Annotated in this window: 18 protein-coding genes; 4 read left to right on the top strand and 14 right to left on the bottom strand. The window is 55.0% G+C overall.

Translation table 11 applies throughout. The features are described 5' to 3' along the window. Positions 1-75: 75 nt before the first annotated feature. Positions 76-1,356 (bottom strand): thymidine phosphorylase, encoded by a 1,281-nt coding sequence (locus tag RMSM_RS34460; protein WP_040771072.1) that lies wholly within the window; start codon positions 1,354-1,356, stop codon positions 76-78. Positions 1,357-1,583: 227 nt separating this feature from the next. On the opposite strand from RMSM_RS34460, the gene RMSM_RS34455 reads away from it, so the two are divergent. After that, positions 1,584-2,786 carry a S1C family serine protease gene (locus tag RMSM_RS34455; protein ID WP_144058168.1) on the top strand — a complete coding sequence of 401 codons (1,203 nt, stop codon included), beginning with the start codon at positions 1,584-1,586 and terminating at the stop codon, positions 2,784-2,786. Positions 2,787-2,813: 27 nt separating this feature from the next. Here RMSM_RS34455 and RMSM_RS34450 read toward each other — a convergent pair whose 3' ends face one another. The 8 genes from RMSM_RS34450 to RMSM_RS34415 all read right to left on the bottom strand — a co-directional run bounded on the left by RMSM_RS34450 (position 2,814) and on the right by RMSM_RS34415 (position 12,805). Beyond that, positions 2,814-3,530 carry an ankyrin repeat domain-containing protein gene (locus tag RMSM_RS34450; RefSeq protein WP_008708645.1) on the bottom strand — a complete coding sequence of 239 codons (717 nt, stop codon included), beginning with the start codon at positions 3,528-3,530 and terminating at the stop codon, positions 2,814-2,816. A 52-nt stretch (positions 3,531-3,582) separates the two neighbouring features. After that, positions 3,583-5,205: an ABC transporter permease gene (locus RMSM_RS34445; RefSeq protein WP_236622421.1), complete on the bottom strand. Its 1,623-nt coding sequence runs from the start codon at positions 5,203-5,205 to the stop codon at positions 3,583-3,585. Beyond that, positions 5,202-6,512, bottom strand: a complete 1,311-nt coding sequence (locus RMSM_RS34440) for a hypothetical protein (protein WP_008708640.1) — start codon at positions 6,510-6,512, stop codon at positions 5,202-5,204. Before RMSM_RS34440 ends, RMSM_RS34445 begins: the two co-directional genes overlap by 4 nt. A 196-nt stretch (positions 6,513-6,708) precedes the next feature. Then, on the bottom strand, positions 6,709-7,764 hold the full coding sequence (locus RMSM_RS34435) for an ABC transporter permease (RefSeq protein ID WP_008708637.1): 1,056 nt from the start codon (positions 7,762-7,764) through the stop codon (positions 6,709-6,711). A 65-nt stretch (positions 7,765-7,829) separates the two neighbouring features. Further along, the gene (locus RMSM_RS34430) at positions 7,830-9,341 is read right to left on the bottom strand and encodes a sugar ABC transporter ATP-binding protein (protein WP_008708635.1); all 1,512 of its coding nucleotides are present in this window, start codon (positions 9,339-9,341) and stop codon (positions 7,830-7,832) included. Continuing rightward, positions 9,342-10,364 carry an ABC transporter substrate-binding protein gene (locus tag RMSM_RS34425; RefSeq protein WP_081614447.1) on the bottom strand — a complete coding sequence of 341 codons (1,023 nt, stop codon included), beginning with the start codon at positions 10,362-10,364 and terminating at the stop codon, positions 9,342-9,344. A 157-nt stretch (positions 10,365-10,521) separates the two neighbouring features. Continuing rightward, entirely contained in the window at positions 10,522-11,481 is a 960-nt protein-coding gene (locus RMSM_RS34420; RefSeq protein ID WP_144058167.1) for an aminotransferase class IV, read from the bottom strand. Between the two features lie 262 nt (positions 11,482-11,743). Next, positions 11,744-12,805, bottom strand: coding sequence for an alpha/beta hydrolase (locus RMSM_RS34415; RefSeq protein WP_160168437.1), 1,062 nt, complete (start codon positions 12,803-12,805; stop codon positions 11,744-11,746). Positions 12,806-13,029: 224 nt separating this feature from the next. Here RMSM_RS34415 and RMSM_RS34410 point away from each other — a divergent pair, with 224 nt between their 5' ends. Both RMSM_RS34410 and RMSM_RS34405 read left to right on the top strand, forming a co-directional pair. Continuing rightward, positions 13,030-13,560, top strand: a complete 531-nt coding sequence (locus RMSM_RS34410; protein WP_236622420.1) for a hypothetical protein — start codon at positions 13,030-13,032, stop codon at positions 13,558-13,560. Positions 13,561-13,757: 197 nt separating this feature from the next. Next, positions 13,758-14,762 (top strand): transglutaminase-like domain-containing protein, encoded by a 1,005-nt coding sequence (locus tag RMSM_RS34405; protein WP_008708621.1) that lies wholly within the window; start codon positions 13,758-13,760, stop codon positions 14,760-14,762. Positions 14,763-14,775: 13 nt separating this feature from the next. On the opposite strand, the gene RMSM_RS34400 is transcribed toward RMSM_RS34405, so the two are convergent. From RMSM_RS34400 to RMSM_RS37705, 5 genes are all read right to left on the bottom strand, one after another. Beyond that, entirely contained in the window at positions 14,776-16,152 is a 1,377-nt protein-coding gene (locus tag RMSM_RS34400; RefSeq protein WP_008708619.1) for an MATE family efflux transporter, read from the bottom strand. A 30-nt stretch (positions 16,153-16,182) separates the two neighbouring features. Further along, complete coding sequence (locus RMSM_RS34395; RefSeq protein ID WP_008708617.1) at positions 16,183-16,800, bottom strand: LutC/YkgG family protein; 618 nt, start codon at positions 16,798-16,800, stop codon at positions 16,183-16,185. A gap of 2 nt (positions 16,801-16,802) precedes the next feature. After that, on the bottom strand, positions 16,803-18,188 hold the full coding sequence (locus RMSM_RS34390) for a lactate utilization protein B (RefSeq protein ID WP_008708615.1): 1,386 nt from the start codon (positions 18,186-18,188) through the stop codon (positions 16,803-16,805). A gap of 20 nt (positions 18,189-18,208) precedes the next feature. Continuing rightward, positions 18,209-18,973: a (Fe-S)-binding protein gene (locus RMSM_RS34385; RefSeq protein WP_008708612.1), complete on the bottom strand. Its 765-nt coding sequence runs from the start codon at positions 18,971-18,973 to the stop codon at positions 18,209-18,211. A gap of 83 nt (positions 18,974-19,056) precedes the next feature. After that, the gene (locus tag RMSM_RS37705) at positions 19,057-19,689 is read right to left on the bottom strand and encodes a DUF4332 domain-containing protein (RefSeq protein WP_008708610.1); all 633 of its coding nucleotides are present in this window, start codon (positions 19,687-19,689) and stop codon (positions 19,057-19,059) included. 369 nt (positions 19,690-20,058) lie between these two features. Here RMSM_RS37705 and RMSM_RS34370 point away from each other — a divergent pair, with 369 nt between their 5' ends. Beyond that, complete coding sequence (locus RMSM_RS34370) at positions 20,059-20,937, top strand: hypothetical protein (RefSeq protein ID WP_008708608.1); 879 nt, start codon at positions 20,059-20,061, stop codon at positions 20,935-20,937. The last annotated feature ends 155 nt before the right edge of the window (positions 20,938-21,092 follow it).

Raw genomic sequence — 21,092 nt, 5'->3', positions numbered from 1 at the left:
GCTCTTTGTCGGTTCCGTTACGGATGCTTACGACAGCGGCCAGTCACGACAGTTGCCCGCCACGACAGCTGCCAGTCACGACATGTGTTCGATGATCAACGGGACACTTTTAACGCTTTGATCTGAAAGCTTCACCGCGTTTTGTAACGGCGTCTTGTAATCGTCATGCTGACGTTTGTCACAGTGCACGCTTAGGATCGGTGTCCCACGCCGGACGCGTTGCCCTACGCGGCAATGCACTTGCAGCCCCACGCTCGGATCGATGCGGTCCTGTTTCTGACGTCGGCCGCCGCCGAGTTCGACGACGGTTTGCCCGAGCAATTCGCAGTCGATTTTTTCGACCCAGCCATCGACGGGACTTTCGATCATCAACTCGCTGCCGATTGGCCGAGGGAAATCGGGGCGTCCTCCTTGCGCGACGACCATCCGTTCAAACCGCTCCATCGCGATTCCTGAATCAAGGTTGCTAGTCAATTTTTTGATCGCATCCTCTCGTGACATGCCTTCGTGACACGCGACCAAACCGTTCGCGGCAAGCTGAATCGTCAACTCACGGACTTCCGGCGGTCCAATACCTTGCAACACATCGACCGCTTCATTGACTTCGATCGAATTACCAATTGCTGCACCGAGCGGTTGATCCATGTCCGACAGGATCACAGAGATCGGCAAATCGGATTCAGCACCGACGCGGACCAATGAATCGGCCAAGATTCTCGCTTGGTCCAACGTTTTCATAAAACCGCCCGCACCGACTTTGACGTCCATCACCAAGGCGTCCAGTCGTGCGGCAAGCTTTTTGCTAAGGATGCTGGCCGTGATCAGCGCCACCGATTCCACCGTCCCGGTGACATCACGCAGTGCGTACAGTCGTTGATCGGCGGGAGCGATATCGGGTCCCGCACCGATGATAAACGCACCAGTCTTGCGAAGAATTTTGGTCGATTCATCCATGGACAGCTGAGTTTGGAATCCTGCAATCGATTCCAACTTGTCCAATGTGCCTCCGGTTAACCCAAGTCCACGTCCGCTGATCATCGGCACGTCGACGTCACAGGTCGCTAGTAGCGGCGCAAGGATCAGCGAAACTTTGTCGCCCAGTCCGCCGGTGCTGTGTTTGTCGACGCGTGGCCGGTCGCTGCAGCGCGGCAGCTTGTCGCCGCTGCGCACCATCGCCTCGGTCAACGCACTGACCTCACCTGACTGCATGCCGTTGATACAGATCGCCATCGCAAACGCCGCCATTTGGTAATCGGCGACTTTGCCGCTGCAGAATCCATCCACCAAATAATGGATTTCGGCATCGCTTAACGCTTGGCCGTCACGTTTTTTTGCCAATAGGGTTGCAGGTAGCATTGCCAAAAACCTTCTTGGTGACGAAAAAGATTGCAAACCGCTATAGTGACAATAGACGATCCAGCAGGTGTAGGATACTGGCTGCGGGGTTTCGATTTGCATCGCTTTGGGTGAATCGATTTGCGACGCTGAAACAATGGGTGCCTTTGTGCCCGCCGTTTGGGTTGTTTTCCCCGTTGGTCTCTGCCAAAACCTCTCTCTCCCCCACAAAACGTCAAAGAAACGCGATGAACCATCGATTTGCCTGTCTTGTTTTTCTTGGCTATTTGTTCGCTTCTCTAGCCAATCCCGTGCTGGCCGACGAGCTCGCGGCTGCGTCCGAGGACACGCAGTCGAGCAGCGAAATTCAAGCCGGACCACGGGCGTTGTCCAAGGCATTTCGTGTTGCTGCGCGGCGTGCGACGCCCTCGGTCGTCACTGTGTTTGCATACGGCCAAAACGTCGAAACGGACGAGGAAGAAGCCGAAACCGAGCGTCCTGGACCCACTCCGCCCAAGAAAGAAAGCGTCAACGGCGACGCCATTCCTTTGACCGGTTTAGGTTCCGGAGTGATTCTGAGCGAAACCGGATTGATCATCACCAACAATCATGTCATCACCGGGGCAAAAAAAGTGGTGGTCCAGCTGGCCGATGAAACCGAGATCGAGGCGGTTGAGGTGCATGGGGATCCCGACAGCGACGTGGCGATCGTGCGAATCGAGCGTGACGAACCGTTTGACGTCGCCACGCTGGGGGATTCGGATCAAATGGACATCGGCGATTGGGTGCTTGCCATCGGCAGCCCGTTTCGATTGGAAGCCACTGTCAGCGCAGGAATCATCAGCGCCAAGAATCGAACGATCAAACGGATTCGCCGCGGCCGGCTGTTGCAAACCGATGCGGCAATCAATCCAGGCAACTCGGGCGGTCCGCTCGTCGATTTGGATGGGAAAATGATTGCGATCAGCACCGCGATCGCGACTCGCAACGGGGGCTATCAAGGCATCGGGTTTGCCATTCCCATCAATCAAGCCAAATGGATCGCCGATGAACTCGCTGAATATGGCCGCGTTCGACGTGCTGCGTTGGGGATCAGCTTGGCCGAGCTGAACCCGAAAGTATCCAAGAAAGTCAATTTGCCCGTCGGGCTAGGGGTGTTGGTCTATCAAGTAATCTCGGGATCCGCAGGCGAACGCGCCGGTTTGAAACCGCTGGACGTGATTCTCGAATTCGCAGGCGAACGCGTTCGCAAACCAAGCAGCTTGCAAGAAGTCGTTGAACGCAAACCGATCGGTTCGATGCAGGAAGTCAAAATCTACCGAGCCGGGAAAGAGATGACCGTTCAAGTCGAATTGGCGTCGATCGAAGATCCGACGTTACAGAAAAGTGAAGATGACGAGAGTGAAAAATCCGAGAGCGACAATTCCGAGAGCGAAGCAGAAGCTCAGTAGCGAAACTCGCCAAGAGTTTCGTTCGCCCTACTCGGAATCCTTTGATCCCTTCTCTTCGTCGGTCGCTTCTTCGTCTTTGTCCGCCAACAGATCGGCGATCTCAAAATGGCCGTTATTGCGGGCAAAGACTTCGGCGGTGTCGCCATCGACATCCTTCATTGTTTTGTCGGCACCGTGTTTCAACAGCACTTTGACGACGTCCATTTGCCCCTCGGCTGCCGCCATCATCAGCGCCGTGAAGCCTTCGGTTTCATCCTTCAGATTCACATCGGCCCCATTGTCGATCAATAGTTCGACCGTTTCGGGAAAGTCGCCCGAGGCGGCATGAATCAGAGCGGATTTGCCTTCTGAATCTCGCTCGTTGATGTCAATCTTGTTTTGCAAAAAGAACTTTACGATTTCGCTGTGCCCGTTGTAGGCCGACAGGTGCAGCGCGTTGTGGCCTCGTTCGTTTTTGACATCGATTTCGGTGCCGGATTTGATCGCCATCTCGATCACTTGCATGTTGCCGTCGTGTGCCGCCATCAGGAATGCGTCATCGCTGAACTTCGGTTGATGAACCGGCAGTTTTTCGGTGTCCGCTGTTTCAGAGGCTGCGTTCTCATGAGCCCGGTTCTCCGCGCCCGGGGTCTCCGTCTTGGCGGTTGGTTCCGCCTCTTGCGGCGCCGGACTACACCCGCTGATTGCAGCAAGGGAGGCAAGTGTCAACGAAAGAGAAATCGCGAAGCGTTGTGTGTTTTTCATGTTGCGAATTGTAATCGAAAATCCAGTCGCCGGGAAACGAGCCCTTGGGATCCTAAAATTCGATCAACGCTGTCACGAAATGCACGATCAACACATACAGCGTCGTCCACAGCACGGTCGACGTGATCGCGCCGCTGACGTCGTTGGCCGACTTTTTGGGGGCCAGACCCTGATAATAGGCAATACAGGCGATCCCAAATCCACAGATCAGGTTCTTGGCCAACACCCATCGCCAACCTCGCAGCAACGCACCTTCGATCGGGACGAGATTGCGATAAAAGTTCTGCTGCCAGAAATAGGGACCTTCGTTGGGATGGGTAGCCAGGAACGTCACCAAACTAATCATCTTCGCGGCACTTAGCGACATCCATTCCAACATCGGCGTGGCGATCACAAACGCGATCACGATTGGCAGCAACAAATACGTTCGCGGTTTGACACCGAGCGTTTGCAGTGCATCGACTTGACCGCCGTACCGCTTCACCCCGACGTCGGCGGCGACAGCGGCACCACAGCGTGCAGCAATCAAAATGGTTGCCAACACAGGCACCAGAATACGGTACAACGCAAAACCAATCGAAGCCAGTAATTCATCGATCAACAGCGGCTGCGTGTAGGCTTGGAAAGGCAGGAATTCAAACGTGAAATAAGTGCTGGTAAATCCGATGATCATCCCTGCCAAGATCAGATAAAACCAAGCCGACGGACCGCCCACCAGACGCAAGTAGTGCAGGACAAAACGCATCCCCCAGCGAAAGTGGGGGAAATAGGGACGCAGCTCAAACGGCAAACAGATCGCAGTCCAAATCGCCGATCCGGTCGTGGTAAAAAAATCGTCCACGCTTCGGCGAGCGAGGTTTGCCAAGCGTGACATTCGTGTCGCTGTTTCGTCGTCGACGGCGGTATCGGCAAGCGCAACCGGCTGCATCCGCGTGGGGATTTGATCCCATTGTTCCTTTTCAATTCGCACCAATCGACTGGTTTGCGAATCGAGCAACAGCACTTCATCGGCGATCGGCAGCAGGGTCAAATAATCATGCGTGACGACGATGCTGGTGGTGCGGTGAATCGTTTGAGTATGCCGAATCAATTCGGCGACTTTACGTCCGCTGGCGGAATCAAGCCCGCTGGTCGGTTCGTCGTACAGCAGAATGTCGGGCGCGGCGGCAAGCGTCCGAGCGATCGCCAAACGCTGTTTCTGGCCGCCGCTGAGCGCGGCAACCGACGTATGCGCGGGGACGCCGAGTTCGTCGACCCAAGCTCGAGCTGATTGCGACGGCGGTGTCGATGGATCGCTGCGATGGTCGATGGCAAATTGAACATTGGACGTCGGCGACAATTCGTCGAACAATGCAAATTGTTGAAACACAATGCCGACGCGGGTTAACAACCCAGCACGCCGAGTTTGTGGAGAATCGTCGTGTCCAATCGCAATGCTGCCTTGCCATGAAATCGCCTCGTGATCGCGACCGATCAATCCGGCCAGTGTTCGCAGCAAGACCGATTTTCCCGCACCGCTGGCGCCAACGATGACGGTGATTTTTCCTGCAGGAATCGTCAACGATGTATCGCGAATTAACACGCGATCGGCGACTTGGATCTGCAGATCGATCAATCGCAGCGGCAATCCATCGTCGGATTCCGCGAGCGGATCGGTTTCCATGTCGAGACTCACTTGGCGTCCTTTTCCGCAAGATACACGATCGGATACGCCATCCATTGACTCGAGACCGGAATCACGCGTGGTTGTGAAGCATCCTGAGGAGCTTGATTTGGTGTCGCAATGATCCAGCGGCGGTCTTTGCCAAAAATTTGATTTCGCAGCACCAAGGCAAACGCGGGATCGATCCCTTCGTCTTGCGTGCCAAACAGTTCATCACCGATTTTTCGCAGGACCGGTTCCATTCGTCGCGACGCCATATCGATCGCGCGGCGTGCTTCTTCGCTCTGCCAAACCTCGGACCAAACTTGACGCAGACGTTGGTTGTCGACCAGAGTTTCGCGAAGGATATCTTTGACGAGTTGCTGTGCCTCGGGGTCTCGGGCAATGTCATTGGCAACATCCGCCAACTCGCCTCGGACGACTGGGTTGGCTGCCGTTTGTACCAGAATTTTTTGCACGGACGCAACAATTTCGTCCATGTTTCGCTCCAGCACCGGTCCGACGTCCTTTTGTACAAACCGTTGCCACTCTTCGTTCAGCAAATTTTGTTCGGGCAGCGGCGTACGATCATAGACGGCACGCCAACCAAACCGCCACAGCGACGCGCGTTCCCAAACCTCGTGGCCAATCTTTTCCGCTGTCGGACCGCCGTGTTCTTTGACGATCGGCATGATCTCTTGCCGTGCCAACGGAATCAATCGTTGGCGGACCACTTCGTCGTTCCAACGTTTTGCCAACGCATCAATGTCACCGCGATGACGAGCGATCGACCGTTGCAATTCGGACTCAATCACCGGCAATGATTGCTGAATCGACTGTTGAACCAATGGTTTGAAGGCAAGCGAAAACTCGTCTCCATACAACCGCATCGCGTCAGCGAGTTGTTGACGAATCCGTTCTCGTTTCTGTTCAGGCAACATCAATTTAGCAACGTCCTCGAGTCGTCCGTCGTTGTGATGTTGGACAAATTGAACTTCGTGGGCGGCAAAACGGGGATCGTACCAAGCGATCGTAACACTCGGCGGTTCCGTGATCGGGACCGAGGGATCGGGGGTGCGATCAACCACATGCCCGACTTGCCGGTACTCACCGCTCGAGCCCATCAAGAAAACGGGATCGTATTGTCGCAATCGACCAGAAAGGTCAATCGCGCTGACTCGAGTGGGGTTCGATGTGAGATAACGAACAAGCGGAGTCCGATGAGGTTCGTCCGAGCGAGTTTGTATTGGCGAATTGACCCGCGCGATCGCAACCACCGTCACCACCGATGTGGCGATCCAAAACAACACTCCAGCAATGCGTTTGCGGGTTCGATTCACGGAGCTGAAAATTGCCTTTGAAGAGGAACACGCGGTTATCGTATCGAAGTTGCGAGCGGTTCTTTTTTTTCAGGCCAGCGGGCGACACACTCGCTGCCACTGTGTCGGCCTCCGGCCTAACGCTCAGAAACCACGGCACACTCTCGACCCACTCAGGGCGCGCTAAAGTTATTCACCCATCGACGCCATCTCTATTTTACCGATCATCGGATTTTGGCAACATTCGGAAAAACCACTCGGGGGATCCATGACGCAGTTGGTCAACGATCACCGCTACGATGATGATGCCGCCGATAATGATGTGCGTGTAGGTATTTGGGATCGACAATTGCGAACATCCGCTGCGGATCACAGTGATGATCAACGCGCCGACCAACGTTCCAAAAATCGAGCCTCGTCCGCCGCTAAGACTTCCTCCGCCAAGCACCACCGCGGCGATAATCTCGAGTTCTTTGCCGCTGCCGTCACTGGGGTTGCCATTTTTGACGTCGGCAAAATAGAGCAGCCCGCCAATCGCAACAAAGAAACCCGACAGCGTGTAAACCGCGACCACCGTCCATGGCACATTGATGCCACACAATCGAGCCGTCGATTCGCTCGAACCGATGGCAAACACATTGCGTCCAAATACTGAGAACCGCATCAACAAATCGACCAAGATCGCCAGCACGGCGGCAATGATAACGCTGGTCGAAATCGGAAGCCCCGAGATCAAATAGTTGTCGCCGTTGGATCCGGTGTAACACAGATACCGCAACCAAACCGGAATATTTTCTTTCGGCGCGTACACCGTCGATTCGCTGGCAATGATTTGGCCGACGCCTAGAAAGATTGTCATCGTGCCAAGCGTGACGATGAACGGGACGACTTTGGTCGCGCTGATCAAACCGCCATTGAGAAATCCGCAGAGAGCGCCGGTGAATACCGTTGCCGCCAACGCCAGACACATGGTCCAGGCAAATCCGGGATCACCCGCGGCAACCGTCGAGTTTTTCAATAACAGTGCCAACACGGTGCCGCTCAGCGTCAACGCCGTGCCAGCGGACAAATCAATACCGCCTGCGATGATGATGATGGTCATTCCGAACGCGGGCACCGCAATCAAAGACGCCGAGCTCATGATCACGCGAAAGTTGCGTGCCGAAAAGAAATAGCCTTCGCTGAACGCGTAGTCCGCCAACGTGAATAAAAGGACGATGACCAACAGGGCGAAGAGCGGACCAAGTTGAGAGCGGAATAACTTTTTAAGCATTTGCAGAAAATGTTCAGACGTTGGTAAATAAGACGCGCGGCAATGATTTCTAGCTAGCGTTGTTACTAGCTAGCGGGCGCTTCGTGCGATTCGTCGCTGCTGATCGCGGCGGTCATGATATCGTCTTCGGTCCAATCTTTGGCGTCGCGAGTTTCGCGAAGCTCGCCTCGAGACATTACTCCGATGCGGTCACAAACCGACAACAACTCGGGCAGGTACGAACTGACAAAGACCACCGTTTTGCCTGCTGCCGCCAATTCCCCCATCATACGATAAATCTCGGCCTTGGTCCCGACGTCGATCCCTTTGGTCGGTTCGTCCAGCAACAGAATGTCGGCCTTTTGATGCAGGATCCGTGCGATCGCGACCTTTTGTTGATTGCCGCCGGAAAGATCCGAGACCTGTTGGTGCCCTGAAACCGCCTTGACCTCGACCCGTTTCATCAATTCCGTTGCCACCGCCGACCGCCGCCGCAAATTCAGAAAGCCGAACGTGGTATACGGTGCAAGTGAACCCAGTGTCGTGTTTTCGATGATCGATAGTTCTTGGGCCAGTCCTTCTCGTTTGCGATCTTCCGAAAGCATCCCGAAACCAGCTTTCATCCGAGCCGGGATGGTGTCTTTGATTTTTTTTCCGGCGACACAGACTGATCCGGCATCCATGACATCCAGCCCGAAGATCGACCGCAGCAGTTCAGTGCGACCCGATCCGACCAAACCGGCCACGCCAAAAATTTCGCCCCGCCGAAGTGACAAATTCACTTGCTGCGGATACGGCGATCCTGTCAATTCGTTGACATCGACCCACGGTTCGCCGATCGTGTGCGGAACGACCGGATAGAGATCCTCGACGTCGCGGCCGACCATCAGCGAAATGATTTGATCGTCCGTGATGTCGTCGATCATCCCCGATCCGACATTGTTACCATCACGCAACACCGAGTAGCGATCGGCTACCTCGCGAACTTCTTCGAGAAAGTGGCTGATGTAAACAATCCCGTAGCCGGATTGCTTCAGTGTGTTGATGATCTCGAACAACCGAGCGACGTCTTTTTGCGGCAGCGAGCTGGTCGGTTCGTCGAACAGGATGATTCTCGCATCACTGGCCAAGGCCCGTGCAATCTCGATCAATTGTTGCGTCGCAACCGATTGTTCGCCGACGATCGCTTTGGGATCCAATCCTGACAATCCGACCGTCGCCAGGATCTTGGTCACCTTGTCGCGCTGCGTCGACCGCATCAGCAAACCGCCGCCGCTGCCGCGATGTCCCAACAAGATGTTGTCTTCGACGCTCAAGTCGGGCGCCAAATTCAGCTCTTGATAGATCATCGCCACACCGCGTGTGCGAGCGTCATGCGGACCGCTCGGACAATACGGTTTGCCATCGATCGACATCGTTCCGCTGTCGGCAAGATGGGCACCGCTGAGCGTTTTCAGCAGCGTGCTTTTGCCGGCACCGTTTTCGCCGATCAACGCCAACACTTCACCGCCATACACCGACAGCGATACATTGTTCAACGCAATCGTGGGACCAAAGCGTTTACTGATTCCTTGGATTTCTAGCAGCGGCGCGGTCATCTACTGGACCATTTCAGGATTCAAGAGTTTTTTGATTTCTGGTTCGTCCATGTTCAGCGGCGTCGCCACGTATTCGCCCGTCGATTGAAATTCCGGAACCTCTTCGCCTTGCATGCTCTTGACCAACGACATGATCGATTGGTAGCCCATTTCGATCGGGTCTTGCAACACGATCCCGCTACAGGATCCGTCACGCAGTCCTTCGATCAATGCGTCGCTTGGATCGAAGGCAATCAGTTTGACCTTTTTGTTCAAACCCGCATTTCGAAGCGATTCGAGAGTCCCGTTGGCATTCGGCTCACAGACGGCAAAAATACCGCTCAAATCTTTGCCATGGATTTGCAGCAATTGGTCGACCTTTTCTTTGGACCCGGTCGCATTGGCGCCGGCAAATTCGTCGGAGGAAACGACCTTGATGTCGGGATATTTTTTGATCCCCTGCAAAAATCCCTCTTCACGTCGTTCCGTGCTTTCGCTGCCCGCCAAGTAACGCAGCAGGATAACGTCTCCTTTTTCGCCGATCGCTTTGGCCATCTGGTCGGCGGCGAGTTCGCCTCCTTTAAAATTATTGGTCGCGACGTAGCTGACGATTTCGGGGCCTTCATCCAAACCGCTGTCGAAAATCACCACCGGAATGCCTTCGCCAATCGCTTCATCAACGGCATCGACCAATCCCCCTTTTTGATTCGGCGCCAACGCGATCCCGTCGACCTGCATCGTGATCATATTTTTGACGACTTCGATTTGGCTGCCGGTGTCATCTTCTACCACCGGGCCGCGCCAAATGATTTCGATGTTGCCGATTTCGTCCGCCGCCCGTTTGGCCCCGAGATGCACGGACTTCCAAAACTTGTGACTCGTCCCTTTAGGAATGACCGCGATTCGAAGCGTTTCTTGATCGCCACTCCCAGACGAATTTCCAGCGGTTTGTGTGTCGCTTCGTCCACATCCGGCAATCAATAACAAAACGATCGCGGCAAGCGAGCCAAATCTGGGGAAACCGAATCTTGGAAACGATGACATCGGAAAAGTCGTCCTTTGATTGAAAATGGAAACGAAGGGCACCCGCTGGCAAAAACAACCGCCATACCGGCTGGGATTGCGGAGTCCACGCCCGCCGGGAAGCCGCAAGGGGGATCGGCGATCCTTTAAGCCATGTCTGTTAAGTAAGCCAGGCCCGTTAAGATACATCAAACGACGCTGGCTCGCTCGTCTGTTTTGCGAATCCGGCGAGCAGAAGAGGGTAGATTTTCGCAGGATTGCGAGTCATTTTCGACTCGATTTTTTTTCCAGCCACGATCACCGAATTGGCAAACCACAGTCCGGCATCGGTCCCCATACACAGAATCTCGTCCGCCGCAGCAAATCGGTCGGGCGATAGACGTTCTTTTTTCCACGTCAGCGATTCCGATGCAGCCAATTCCTCAATCACCGTCTGAGTGATGCCGCCGAGTACCTGGTCTGGTTCGGGCGAGATGATCGTCTGCCCTTCGACGATCGCGACGTTGGCGATGCTCGTTTCGGTCACGCTGCCGTCATCGTCAACCAGGACACCGATCACGTCCGAATTTGCGGCATACGACGAGACTTTTTGGATGGCAGATCGAGCCAACATGTCAGCACGATAATAATGCAAACGGTTTCGGACTTTGATCGACCGAGGCCACGAGGCGGCCGGAGGTTGCACCACGTCGGTGATCACCAATGATTGGCCCTGGGTTTGTCGTTGCTGATTCAGCGAATGGTTCAGCGGGTTCAGATGCAATGCCAACGTGGGGTCGGCCGAGCCGACGGCTCCCGGCGTCGCAAAGATCGTGATGCCGACGTCGCGTTGTCGTGCGATCGCTTCACGGTTTCTCGCTAAGAGTTCACAGACCAAATCGACCATCGCCGCTCGATCGGGAAGCTTATGGATTGCGAGAAAGTTGGTCGTGGCGTCAAACCGTTCTAAATGATCCGCCAGACGAAAGACGTGCCCGCCGTAGGTCCGCATCCGCTCGACCGCCGTCACCCCTTGGCGAAATCCGACGTCATGGATCGAAAGTTTCATTGAATGGGCGGGAATCCAATCGCCACAAAAATAGGCGACGCAATCGCCGCTACCGAGTGAATCCACGGTCGTGTTGTTAGCTGAACTCACCAATCACCAAGTTGTGAATGTCCGTGGAATGTGTGTGTGAGGCCGCGTTCCGTTGAGGGGCGACCGCGCACCCTAGTGTTGCGTGTCGCGGACGTGCTCGGTCAGCCCTCACCCGAGCATCGCCGAAGGCTCTGCTCGACCTCTGCCAAACTGCGTTTGGCAGAGGTAACAGGACTCCGCCGCGTCGCGATAAATGCCAACCGTATCGAGTGTCATTGTGGATGGGCATTGATCTGACGCACCCCTGCAAAGGTCCTTTGCATCAGTGATGGACCCATGCGTCCTCGACAAGCTGAGCCATCTCGGAGCCCGCACGGCAAGGACATTCATAATAGTCCAGTTCGTCGTGAGTGTGCCCGATCCAAGATGAACACTCACGCGCTCGCAGCCAAATTCGGCTGCCGTCCGCACGTGGGGCAAAGGACTGCAAACGCCCAAAACCGATCGCCATCGCGCCTCGAACCTTATCGAGCAACCAATAACGTTTAAGCACCGAATCCTTTTGATTGTACAGCAGCAACAGGTGATCCATGTTGCTTGTTGCCAAAGCATGATAGTCGTGCGGAGCCAACCAATCGTTTTCGATCGCCGGGGCGACCAAGCCGACGTCGATGCGAGCGTCGACGACGGGCTCGCATGGCAGCGAACGTCCGCCCAACGAACCGCCCGCCAACGCATGCAGAGAACCTGTCACGACACGACCGCCAAAGCTGTAACCAATCAAAGTCGATGGCACACCGCTGCGAAGATGCTGTTTCAACATCCACGCTAAATACAGCCCTTGCGTGTCAGTGAATTTCGCTTTCTCGCGAATATCGTGACTGATGAATTTCTCCTTTGCACTAGGCCAACTCCAAATCACCCAATCAATCGGGCCCGTAGAGCGGCGGCATGCAATCTCGCGATGGATTCGCAACCCTCGGCGAATTGCTTCGGTCGACGTGAATCGGTAACCGTGGACATACACGACGGTGGGGCGACCCGGCAGCAGTTCGCCAAGGTATTCATCCATGGACGACGGGGTTTGGCATCCATTGGGCGACAAACGTGATACCGAGAACTGAGGTTGTTCGAAATCGGCGCAGCAAACACTGCGTGAAATTCGCCGCGTACTTACCAGCCAAATACGATCCTGCTCGAGCGATTCTTCGATCGAGGACGAATCGGCGATGTCCGCAGTAAGCGGAGTTTCAATGAGTACCGAATCACTAGGTACTGAATCGACAAGTACTGAAGCACTGCTTAATAACGAGGATTTGACCGATGCGGAATCGATCGCATCCACGACGACAGCGTCCGCAGCAAACGAGCACGGGGATGCCACCAATAAAACGATGGTCAAACAAGAACAAAAGGATCGGGCTGTATTTTGCATCTCGGTTTGAATTGATTGGGGGCGTGTTCGCGTGATGTGTTGACTTGGTGCAACAAATTGTTGCCGAAAAATAACGATGTTGCGTTTGCACATCACAAATAGCGTCCTACTTTTAACTGGTTCTCCTATCGAGAACTCCGAATACGCTCGCTATGCACGTGAAGGAAAAAGAAATGAATACTCGCTTTATGTCGGTTGTCGCAGCTATGACGCTGCTACTTGTCAGTTCTGGATGTGGAACGCTAAAACAATTTTGGTTTGGACGTGGCGCTCGATGCGGTTTATGCAATCGCACTCAGTCGGTTTTGCCAGGTAATCTTGGAGTGTTGCCTCAGCCTGCGCCATGTACCCAAACGCCCTATGCACCGGTGGCTCCTCAGCCGCAAGTTCCATTGGCTGTGGCACCCACGCCAGGGTGCGAATGCAACACCTATACCGGTCCTGAGCTGGGATGTGGTTCGGAAGTTGCCGCAAAATGTCCCAGCTGCAATTCGGTCAGCAGTGGTTATGGCGGAAATCTTGGTTATGGAACGTCGCTCGATCAGTACGGGAATGTCGTGAATGACCCCTATTTGCAAGGGGAAATTGTCGGCAGTTCGATCTACGGAGACTCTGGGAACATTATCTCGGATGACTTCGATGCACGTGGCGACCGCATCATCAGCCGCGATCCGCTGCCACCTGGTGCCGTACCCGCTAACTAGGGCCCCTCAGCACCAAGCGGAATCGTCTTGGCAATCAGAAATAGTCCGATTCGCGGACTACAATGAAACAAAAGTGAGCGACGATCGCAGAGGTGCCGGTGTCAAAACCAGGTGCTTCTGCGATCGTTTCGGTTACCCCTTTTTCAGCGTTTTGATTAGATATGAATAAGAAACTTCCCCCTCCGAGTTCCCTGCAATTGAATCGCCGACGTTGGTTGGGACAAACGTTGCACCGAGTCGGGGCTTGCAGCGTGGGGGGACTCGCTCTTTCACAACTCGCATTCGCCGACGATACGGACACGCCCGATCCGTCGGACGAATCGGATGCGGTCCCTTCGCGACTAAGCTTTGATTCACCGCAAACCCAACAGTGGCGGATCGGGATGGTGTTAACCACTCCGGTGACGTGTACCAACGTGATTGCGACGTTCCCGGTACCGACCGAATGGCCCGAACAAAAGGTCACCCTCGTCAGCAAAGTGATCGATCCGATCGTCCGTTTTTGGGAGGTGCGTGATCTGGCCAGCAGCGCGAAGCAAGTCGCACTGCGAATTCCCCAAGTCCCGGCCGGTGCGAGAGTCGAGATGACGTTTGTGTTCCAGATCGAACGTTCGCGGATCTTGCCTCCGACGCAGACCGATGATTTGGTCATCCCGCAGCGTCCGTCACGTGAGCTGCGTAACTACCTTGGCAACAGCCCGAATATCGACGCCAGCAATTCCACCATCCGATCGGCGTCTCGTGAATTGGCCGCCATGGAAGCCGAGAATGATTGGCAACGCGTCGAGCAGATCTATGACTTTGTGCGAGACAAAGTCGAGTATGTCGAAGGTCCGCTGAAAAACGCATCGGTGGCACTTCGCGATGGCAAGGGCGACTGCGAAGAAATGACCAGCCTAGTGGTGGCGCTGTGCCGCAACGCCCGTGTGCCCGCGCGGATGGTTTGGATCCCAGGCCACTGTTATCCCGAATTCTATCTCGAAGACGGCGACGGCAATGGTTTCTGGTTCCCCTGCCAAGCAGCCGGCACTCGGCAATTCGGTCGCATGGACGAATACCGCCCTGTCTTGCAAAAAGGTGACCGATTCAAAGTTCCTGAAAAACGACAACCCGTACGGTACGTCGCCGAGTACTTCAAGTGCGATCGCAAGGGCAAAGGCAATCCCGATCCTGGGTTCGTCCGCGAACAGATCGAAGGCTAGTATTCCGTCGCGGCTACACCATCCGCATTGTTTTCCATTTGCCATGCAGGAAACGTGCAGCCATGCAAACGGCCAACAGCCATACCCACATCGTGATCATCCACCACCACCAATGCAGTTGCCCTTCGCTCGGTTCGTTGCCCACGCCAATCGCAAACGCCAACACCGACGACATCAAACCGGTGCCCAGCACGAACCAGGTGTCCCCGGCACCTCGCAATGCGCCCGCCAAGATCAATTGGGTCGCGTCCATCACGACGTAAAAGGCGACAAATTTCAACAGCCCTTTGGCAATCGAAATCGCCAACGCTGAATCGGCGGTGGGCGTGTTGAACTCGTACAACTGCATCATCACGCCGGGGAAAATTAGGTAGGCGACGCACCACAGCAGCGAATAGCCCCAGCCGACCAATAACGCTGCGAAAACGCTTTTGGCCGCACGACCCGGCCCACTTTCGATCAAGTGACGGCCGACCAAGACCGAAGCGGCGATCGACACGCCGACCAATGGAATGAAGGCGACCATATTAAAATTGATCGCCATCGTGGTGGCTCGCAACGGTATGTCGCCGAGTCGACCAATCCGCAACACAATTGCTGTGAATCCACCCGCTTCGGTGACGTACATCAACCCCGTGGGGAAGCCAAAAAAGAGCAGTTTGGTCAACAACGCGCCGCTGAAACTAATGCTGCTGCGGACTTGGTATCGATTGTCTCGGTCGTAGTAAAAGATCAACAGCCCAAAGCAGATTGCTTTGAACCAAAATGCCAGCGAGCTGGCGATCGCGGCGCCGGCAATCCCCATTTCGGGAATCGGGCCTGCCCCAAAAATTAACAACAAGTCTAAGATCACATTTAGCAGCCCCGATAACAGGCTGACCCACATGATCACGCGAGTACGTTCGGTACCACTGAAAAAACCGCTCAGCGCGTTCTCCAATACCGCACCGACGCCGCCGACCATCAGCCAACGCAGATACGTCGTCTCGGCCTCGATCAGCTCACTTGGTTGCTCGGTCAAGCGGAACAAATCATCAGCCTGGTAGGCGACCCAGGCAAAAAACGGAGTGGAAAGCAGTGTCAACCAAACGGATTGCCAAAGGAAGCGACCGATCTTGTGTTCTTCGCCCGCCCCGACGTATTGGCTGATAATCGCACCGGTCATCGAAGCGATCCCGATCGGCAAACAGATGCTGACCCAAAAGAAATTGCCACCCGCCATCGATGCACTCATCGAAGCGCCGTCGTACCACAGTAATAACGTGCGATCGACAAACAGCACCAACGAAAAAGTCCCCGCACTGACCATCAAGGGCACGGCGATGACCAGCAGTTCCGCAAAGATAAAGCGAAAGGAGTGTTCCGAAGGTGGCAGGTTGTGCTGGTTCACGATGCGATGCAGTCCGTTGCTGCGGATGAACTACGGTGTCAGAAACACCTGCAGCGCGCGACAACCGTGGGCCCCTAGCACCAACGACTGTTCGATGTCAGCAGTTTTGCTGGGGCCCGAGACGAAAACACCAAAGGGTGATTTCGGCGTACCGATTCGCGCGTAACCTTGGTGCAGGTTGTGAACCATCTGGCTACGAGACACCACGATGGCTAAATATTGAGCGATAAATAACAGTACACGGTGCGGCATCGTCGCCCCTTCGACCCAAATCGCACCGTTTTCGGCGACCGCGAATTCGCCTCTTGCGATCGTCCAATCGACTGATGCCAATGCATGCGGATCATCGATCGTGGCTACGTCCAAACTTCCTGCGATCGCCTCGGGCACTAACGAAACGACCCGTTTCGCGTTGGCGTAGACCGGGATTTCACCCAGGATTTGGCCGATTTGTTCAACATCATCGATCACATGGGCTTGACCACCCACGGTGGACAACACCTCGATAAACTTGGCTACCGGATCGTCAAATTGCACCGTCTGGTCAAACGCGACCGTTGGCAATCCCGGACCGACGACATGTTTTCCAGTCAATCGATCGAGGACGGCTTGGCGGCTGGTGGTGGTAGCGGGAGTCTTTTTTAGCATCGTTAACGTTTCCGGTTTTCTGCATACCAATGACGAAAACTCTCGCGCGGAGGTTCGGGCAATTCGCGTGCGATCGTCCAAGTATTCAATCGATTATGGGTTGCCCAGTGCGGCAGGATCTTGAGCGATTTGCGTCCCATCCAACCGGCCATCGAAAATAAACGAGGGCTACGGAACAGCAGTGAAGCCGCCTTCATGCTGATCCGTTTGGAATACGGCAGCAGGTTTTCGCCGACCAATTCCTTTCGCCAAGCCAGCAATTGATGGTGTAGCGGAATTTTCACAGGGCAAACGTCACTACAGGATCCGCACAAACTGCACGCATACGGCAGACTTTTGTATCGCGACGAATCCCGTGTGGGCGACAACACCGAACCGATCGGTCCTGGCACGGTGGCGCTGTAACTGTGTCCACCGCTACGACGATAGACCGGACATGTGTTCATACAGGCACCGCAGCGAATGCAATGCAGTGCTTCGCGAAACTCGTTGCTGTTTCTCAGTCGGCTGCGGCCATTGTCGACCAACACGATATGCAACTCGCTGTTAGGATCGCGAGGTCCGTGAAAATGCGAGGTGTACGTGGTGATCGGTTGTCCCGTCGCGCTGCGTGCCAACAAACGGATGAAGACCGACAAGTCTTGGAAACGGGGAACCAATTTTTCGATCCCCATGCAAGCGATGTGCACGCGAGGCAACGAAACGCCGAGATCCGCATTGCCTTCGTTGGTGCAAACGACAAAGCCGCCGGTTTCCGCGATCGCAAAATTGACTCCGGTAATTCCCACTTCGCCGGCAAGGAATTTGTCACGCAAATGTTGTCGTGCGGCTTCGGTCAGGTATTGCGGGTCCGATGCACCCGCGTCCGTTCCGAGATGTTCATGAAACGTATCGCCGACTTCTTCTTTACGGATATGGATCGCGGGCAAAACGATGTGACTCGGTGTTTCTTCTCGCAGCTGAACGATCCGTTCTCCCAAATCGGTATCAACCACTTCGATGCCGTTGTCTTCGAGAAAGTGGTTCAGCCCACATTCCTCGGTCAGCATCGATTTGCTTTTGACGATCCGTAGCGTTTCGTGATCACGCAGGATTTTGAGCACAATTTGATTGTGTTCGGCGGCGTCGGCGGCCCAGTGCACGGTCGCCCCTAATGCGGTGGCGTTGCGTTCGAACTCGGTCAAATAGTCGCCGAGATTAGCGATCGTTTCGGTTTTGATTTGCGAAGCGAGCGAACGGAGGTATTCCCATTCGGGGACCGATGCGGCTTGCTTGTCACGTTTGCTGCGGACAAACCACAATGCTTGGTCGTGCCAATGGAAGCGTTCGGTGTCGGCGACAAACGGACGTGCCTTGGTCGGATGATCGACGATGGGAAGCGTTTTCATAGTTTTAATGCGAAATTTTGTTACGCGTTGGCAACTCGTTTTGGATTGCGACCCGCCAGGATCTGTGCGACGTGCATCACTTCGATCGGAGCCGATTCGCGACGGATGATGCCTTGCAAATGCATCAAACAACTCATGTCGGCAGACGCTAGGACGCTGCTGCCCGATGCGACATGGTCGGCGACGCGATCACGCCCCATCGCCGCAGACACGTCGGCTTCGTTGACGGCAAAGGTGCCCCCGAATCCACAGCATTCGTCCGACCGCGTCGGCGTGCACCACTGGATTCCGTGGACAAGGTTCAACACATTGCGGACCTTGTCTTCGCGAACCGTCATGTTTTCGCTGCACGATCCGAGCCGCAATTCTCTCAATCCATGACAGCTTTGATGAACGGACACCTTGTGCGGGAATTGCACATCGAGCTCTTTGATCTGCAGTTCGTCGTGCAGAAATTCGCACAACTCAAACGTCCGGCTTTTGACGTGATTGAATTTCGGATCGTCGTCCGCAAAGTACTCGTCGTAGTGATGGCGTACCATCGCGGTACACGATCCCGACGGGCAAACAATCGAATCGTATTCACTGAATAATTCGACAAACCGCTTCGCTACCGGAGCACAATCGGCGGTGCAACCGGTGTTCGCCATCGGCTGCCCACAACAGGTTTGTCCATCGGGGTAGACAACATCCACTCCGAGTCGCTCAAGCAGCTCAAGCGTAGCGATGGCGACATCGGGATAAAATTGGTCGAGATAGCAGGGGATAAACAGAGCGACAGACATTCAACTTGCCACGAACGTGCGTTAGCCGTCGAAACCTATGGACGGCGGAATGGTGGCAGTATAGTCACTCTCGAGGCGATTAGTTAAGCGGCGTCGGCGTAGATATTGCCCGTAACGCTCAATTCGCTCGCTGAAACCGTGATCCAGCGGCGAATTCGCTTGACACTGGGTAGACGACGCCCCCGCAGCTGTTTTCGGCCAGGCGTGCTTTCCGCATACCGCTGCAAATCGCGATACAGCGACATCGGCGTTTCCATCGCCAATCCACGAACGCTGCGGCGATGGATGCTGATCAACAACAACGCGTCACGCGGCATCATGCCGGGAACGCGGGCCGCTAAACGAATCGCTTGACGGTAACGTTTCAGCACCCGAACCGCCTTGCGAGGCGATGGGTACTTTTCGGCCAACGTTCGCAGGTTGGCCGAGATCAAATCGCCAGCGGTATCGACTCCAAACTCGGAAAATTGATTCGCACGGCTCTCTGAACAAATCTGGAGGTGTTCGATTCGCATGCTCAAGAGTCGTTCACGGTGACTCGCTTTAGGGACCGGGTGAGCGGCGACCATGGCCGGTTTGGATGTCGGTGTGTGATTCAGTGGCGGCGGTGGTTGTTGCAGATAGGCAAACAACGCCGCGTTTTTTTGCGATTGCGGGTCAACAGGAACGGGTTGCTGTGGTGTGCGAGAGAGCAGTTTGAAGAGGGTTTTCAGCATAGCATTTTTCCGAGTGGAAGAGAGAAGAGACGCCAAGCACGCGATAAACCGGTGTTAGCCAACCGCGGGACTTCGTCGCTAGAGAGATTTTTCGTTTTATGCGGGAAGTCGCGACTGGAACGCCACAAGATGTCCCTCCACGCCCCCCGTCGCACCAACCCAACCTCGCTGTTGCTTCGGTGCAACATCACGATGTGGATTCTCCACTGCAGTCATCGCCGCGGACGTGTCGCCGCATCCGACTCGTGGACGCAACTGCCGTTGTCGTAATGAGTTAGCGGTTGCTTTGCATGGCCGGAACGAGGGCTGGCACGGCGGATGCAATTCCCATTCAAACAACTCACTCGTGATGCTTAGGGACTGATTTTTATGCATGCTGTTCTGCTCGCCGACCTTGCTGCCATCATTTCGCAAAACGCTTCGGCCATCGCATTTCGACCCAACGATGAAATGAGCTCGGCGGTGACCAGATACTGGACGCAATCACGCGGCCGCTTCGAACTTTGGCACCATGTGATCAGCCGCTATCGCCGCGCCGAACAAGGGAACGAGGGAGTCGCCATCCGTGCTTGGTGGAATCGACACAGCGTCGTGCTCGAAGAGATTTTGGTCAGCGAGATCCTCTGCCGTGTTGTTGCTGCTCTGGGCAAGGCGATGGATGCCGAAAAAGGGATCGATGATATCTCGCCGGTCACCGATACCGTGTTTCGATCCCATCTCGAAGTCTCGGCACGCGTCCATCACTTGATGCTGTTTGGACGCGGCAGCTCGGTTCGCAACACCGTTCGACTGAATCGATTGCGTCAAGGGATTGAACGGTGGACGGATGCACTGCTGGGACGCATGATCCCCTACAGCGACACGGCGATCGCTTATGCGGTGGATCCGACGCGAGCGTCTGCGTACGCCGAAGAGAGTGCCGAGAACGAAACCTTGGCGCAACGAGAAACCGCTTGTTGGTTGTTCAACACGGCGATGCACGACATGTTACGACAACGAACGTCGGATCAACCGGGATTGCCGCGAGCGAACCAACGGGTCGCCGATGCGGTGATGTCGCTGTTCCGCCACGATCTATTCGATAGCGTGGGGACGATGAAATCGCGATGGCTACGCGAACTCGAAAACAACGCCGGGCGAGCTGATCTGCAACCCACCAGTGCGACGGTTCATGGCAAGCACCATGTGTTTCCAATACGGCACACCGAAAGCCAAAACAGTGCGATCTCGCAGCGCTGGTATATCTAGTTTCTCGGCGAGTCCTTCTAACCGGCCACGGTTGAGAAAAATCGCCAACGGCTTGTTGATTTAATTGAAATCCAAATCACAACGGTGAGCCGTGGGCCGTAAGAGAACGTCCGGCTTAGGGTGACTCTAACAACTCGCATCGTTTTTTTTAAGGT

This window comes from Rhodopirellula maiorica SM1, from assembly GCF_000346295.1.
Classification (GTDB): Bacteria; Planctomycetota; Planctomycetia; order Pirellulales; family Pirellulaceae; genus Novipirellula; species Novipirellula maiorica.
This window is presented reverse-complemented; position numbering and strand designations above follow the sequence as displayed.